Source organism: Embleya sp. NPDC025285, assembly GCF_055558835.1.
In genome coordinates this window covers 1-3541 of the sequence record NZ_JBVHLU010000244.1, presented here as the reverse complement: position 1 = coordinate 3541, position 3541 = coordinate 1, and the positions used below count along the sequence as shown (strand labels likewise).

Sequence of the window (3541 nt, the reverse complement as noted above, 5' to 3'; positions counted from 1 at the left end):
ACGCCGCTGGAAGTCCTGAACGAGCACAAGCAACTCGGGCTGGCGGCGTAAACAACAGAAGTCAACGTGTCCGGAAAACACGGGGCACCTCACACACGGCAACGGTGATGGTCAGGCGCGGGCGGGGCGAGGAAGTGGTCACGCGGATTCAACGATGTCACCGGCCTCGGGCCGCGCGCCGGGCGGCCGGAGGCGAGGAAACTCGGCCTGTGCGCCCTCGCGCTCCACCGGCCGTGCGGGTGTTGGGCTGTGTGTCCACGAACGTGTCCGCCGTCATGTTCGCCGGCGGTTAGGGTTTCGATTTGCGCAGGTCTGATGTGGGGGTTTCGGGGTAGGCGAGCGGCGTGGGGTTGGGGCGCTGGGAGAGGTGGAGCGGCATGGGGTGGACTGCGGACGGTGTGGATGGGCGGGCGTTGGTAGGGGTGGTCGCCTCGGCGTCGGCGGTGTTCGGAGATGGCGAGGGCGTTCGGCCCGCGCGGGATCTGGCCGTTGCCTTTCTCGGTGGGGTGCAGGCCGAGCACGGGCTGCCGGTGTCCGAGCGCGCGATGGATACGGTGCGGCTCGTGGTGAGTGAGTTGGTGACCAACGCTCGCAGGCACGCGCCCGGTCCGTGTCTGTTGACGTTGGAGGTGCGGGACGGTGCGGTCGAGGTGAGCGTGTGGGATGGCGATCCGACGCCGCCGGCGATCCTCGCGCCCGATCCGGCCCGGATCGGCCGGCACGGTCTGGAGATCGTGATGGCGGTCTGTCGAAGCTTCGCGGTGCATCGTGAGCCCGTGGGCAAGCGGATCTGCGCGTCCGTTGTGCTGGCCGACGATCCGGGCGGGCACGTCGCCGGTCGCCAGGCCTGAGGACCCGCGACACCACACGGCCGCCGCCGTCGAACCGGTCGAGGGCCGGCGGGATCAGGGTCTCGGTGGGAGTCGGCCGGACGACCGGCATTGGTGTCGACGCGACGTCGGCGCCTTGGTGGAGCAGCGCTTCGCAAGCGTGTCCGGGTGGCGGCCTGTTGCCTGTCCGCGGCGACTCACGCGCCAGGTCGTCACCCGAAGGTGGGCGGTTCGGTTCTTGATGGTCGTGATGCGTCGGTGAGGTCGGCGCCGCCGCGCAATAGCAGTTCTGGGTGGTCACATCGGTGGAGCCGGGGTTCGCGGCGGCGCTCGTGCGGATCCCCCGGCTGATCACGCGGGACATCCGTACCTTCTACGCGGTCGGGCTCCTGGTCAGTCAGGGGAGGGCGCCGACGAGGAGGCGTCGCCGTCGAGCATGCGCTGTTCGCCGCTTAAGGGGCCACGCGTCGTCGTCGCGGTCGATCGGGCGGGCGAAGAAGTGCCCATCGCCGAGCGAGGCGCACTTCCTGGTTGCGGCGGACGGGTACTCGTCGCGGTCCAGGCGCTGCCCGGCCCGGTCGCCCTGCCACTCCGTGCACATCCTTCCCCCAGCCGCGCGGTTCTGTTCCCGGAGGGCGGTGTCGATCACGCGGTGGAGTGCTGCGGGGATGTTCTTGCCGACGATCGGGGAGGAACGTGTTGCCCTGGTGGCGGAGGGCGCCGTCGACGTGGCGGGCGCTCTCGTCCTCGTCGGGGTTGCCCGGGCTGACGGCGAACGCGGGTTCGTGGTCCGAGACTCCGTTCCGCTGTCGCGGCATGTCTTGCGTGGCGGGTCATGACGGCTCAGATGCGGAAGGTCGGGATGTAGCGGCAGCCCGTCGTCTTCGCCTCGATGATGGGGACGCCGTCGCGCGGCGCGAAGTCCTGCTCGCAGTTCAGGAAAAGCAGGCCGGCCGCCTTGAGCTGCTGTTCGGCCGTGGACTTCACCTGGGCGTCGGCGGTCCCGAGGAGGCGCACGGTGAATCCCATGCCGACCCGATCGCCGGAATACGTGTCCTTGCCTTTATGAAAGGTCTCCAGCGTAGTGTTGTCCTCGTCGACGAGCAGGAACACGACCGAGAACTTCTGGCCGCCGTACCAGCACAAGGCCTTCTGCTTGCCCCCGCGAACCTTGTCCGCCGTGTCGAGTTCCGTTGCGGGACCCGTCGTTTCCATACGCTGACAGGGGCCGAGGGTCGGCTTCAGCAGCGCGGCGATCTCCTCGAACGAGCGCGCCCTGGGCAGTCCGGAGGCCGGCGTGCTCGGGTTGGGATCGGCTCCGGGGCCACCGGTTGCCGCCCCGGGGGCGGGCGTCGAAAGCGCCTTCGGCTCATCGTCGCCGCCTGCGCAACTCGTCGCCATTAAAGCCCCGATGGCCAGGGCGGCGAGCTTCGGAAACTTCATGGAACTCCCCTCTTGAGCGGGCTGATCTGCCTCGCAGTGAAGCAGCCTAAACTGCCCGCGTCCTGTCGGATGAGAGTCCGCGCAATCTGTCCTGGCCCGTGGGTCGGTCAACGCATGCGGGCCTCGCGCTTCCGCCGCGGTCGCTACGGACGATCTCGGGCGCGCCGCGGAAGGCGAGGTCCAGGCACAGTCGTTGCGGTCGGGTCGGGGGTTGTCGACGGGGGTGGTCAGGGCCAGGCGCGTGAGGGAGGCTCCGATGCAGTGGAAGGTGCCGTGTCCGAACGCGACGTGGGGGATGGGTGTGCGGATGATCTCGAAGGGGTGGGCGTCGGGGATGGACGCTCTCGTCGCGGTCGGCCGACTGGGCGTAGGAGACCACCGGTTCGCCGGCACGGATGCGGGCGCCGAGGTGGTCGATGTCGGCGAGCGGTAGCGCGGGATCCGGCTCCCGCCGGGGACCGTTCGGCCAACGTTGCTGTCGGGGGCGGCGGTTACGCTGCCGCCGTCCGCGCGCCGGGGGAGTTCCGGATACCGGGTTTCAGGCTGCGGGCGCGAGTTCGGCGCGGCCGAAGAGCAGGGCCCAGCCGGAGGGCAGCCGGGTCAGGATGCGGGTGAGGAGGTCGGGGCCGGCGAGCGCGGCGACGACGGTCAGGACCGATCCGGTGTCCCAACGTGCGACGCCGGGGGTGGTGTCGGTGCGGGCGGCGATGTCCTTGACGAAGCCCAGGCCGCCGGCGGGTCGGGGTTCGGCGGTGTGCGAGGTGAGCAGGAGGGCGGCCTCGAGGGGAAGTCGGGCGGCGAGGTCCAGGCGCTCCTGCCCGCCGAGTTGGCGGCCCAGCCCGGAGAGCACGACGCGAACCGCGTCCTCGGCCTGGGCCCGTGTGCGGTAGGCCCCTTCGAGACGGACCTTGTCCAGCAGTTCGGTGTAGGTGCCCACTGTCGTGGTCGGAGAGGGTTCGTTTCGGGTTTGCATCGTCGCGGATCGCCTTTCCGGTCTCGGAGCCGGCTGGGTGTCGGAGTGGGCGTGGGCGGGGAGCACGGTTGGCACGGTGCGCGCGGTCGAGTGACCGCGTTCCGGTGAGCGCTCCGGCCCATGTGGCCGCCCGCGAAGGGCGGTTGGGGGCCGGCGGCGGGCGCCCCGAGAGGCGGTGCGTCCGTCGTCGGCCCCGCAGGGGTGTCGTGGCCCTGCTTCAGGCGGTGATGACCTTGCGGTCGGGGGTGCCGGCGCCGATGGGGATCTTGCGGGGCTTGGCGCGCTCCGCGATGGG

At 70.6% G+C, this 3541-nt stretch carries 4 protein-coding genes; 2 read left to right on the top strand and 2 right to left on the bottom strand.

Annotated elements, in window-relative coordinates; all coding sequences use genetic code 11:
• The first annotated feature begins 377 nt into the window (after nucleotides 1-377).
• The gene (locus ACZ4FV_RS51805) at nucleotides 378-851 is read left to right on the top strand and encodes an ATP-binding protein (protein WP_395870725.1); all 474 of its coding nucleotides are present in this window, start codon (nucleotides 378-380) and stop codon (nucleotides 849-851) included.
• Between the two features lie 822 nt (nucleotides 852-1673).
• On the opposite strand, the gene ACZ4FV_RS51800 is transcribed toward ACZ4FV_RS51805, so the two are convergent.
• Complete coding sequence (locus ACZ4FV_RS51800) at nucleotides 1674-2273, bottom strand: hypothetical protein (protein WP_395870727.1); 600 nt, start codon at nucleotides 2271-2273, stop codon at nucleotides 1674-1676.
• 256 nt (nucleotides 2274-2529) lie between these two features.
• On the opposite strand from ACZ4FV_RS51800, the gene ACZ4FV_RS51795 reads away from it, so the two are divergent.
• Nucleotides 2530-2706 (top strand): hypothetical protein, encoded by a 177-nt coding sequence (locus ACZ4FV_RS51795; protein ID WP_465328399.1) that lies wholly within the window; start codon nucleotides 2530-2532, stop codon nucleotides 2704-2706.
• 105 nt (nucleotides 2707-2811) lie between these two features.
• On the opposite strand, the gene ACZ4FV_RS51790 is transcribed toward ACZ4FV_RS51795, so the two are convergent.
• Complete coding sequence (locus ACZ4FV_RS51790; protein WP_395870731.1) at nucleotides 2812-3246, bottom strand: DUF2267 domain-containing protein; 435 nt, start codon at nucleotides 3244-3246, stop codon at nucleotides 2812-2814.
• Between the last annotated feature and the right edge of the window lie 295 nt (nucleotides 3247-3541).

What these genes read in the sequence shown, in the direction of transcription:
- ACZ4FV_RS51805 (WP_395870725.1), top strand. Translation starts at nt 378, where the DNA reads ATGGGGTGGACTGCGGACGGTGTGGATGGGCGGGCGTTGGTAGGGGTG.
- ACZ4FV_RS51800 (WP_395870727.1), bottom strand. Translation starts at nt 2,273, where the DNA reads ATGAAGTTTCCGAAGCTCGCCGCCCTGGCCATCGGGGCTTTAATGGCG.
- ACZ4FV_RS51795 (WP_465328399.1), top strand. Translation starts at nt 2,530, where the DNA reads ATGCAGTGGAAGGTGCCGTGTCCGAACGCGACGTGGGGGATGGGTGTG.
- ACZ4FV_RS51790 (WP_395870731.1), bottom strand. Translation starts at nt 3,246, where the DNA reads ATGCAAACCCGAAACGAACCCTCTCCGACCACGACAGTGGGCACCTAC.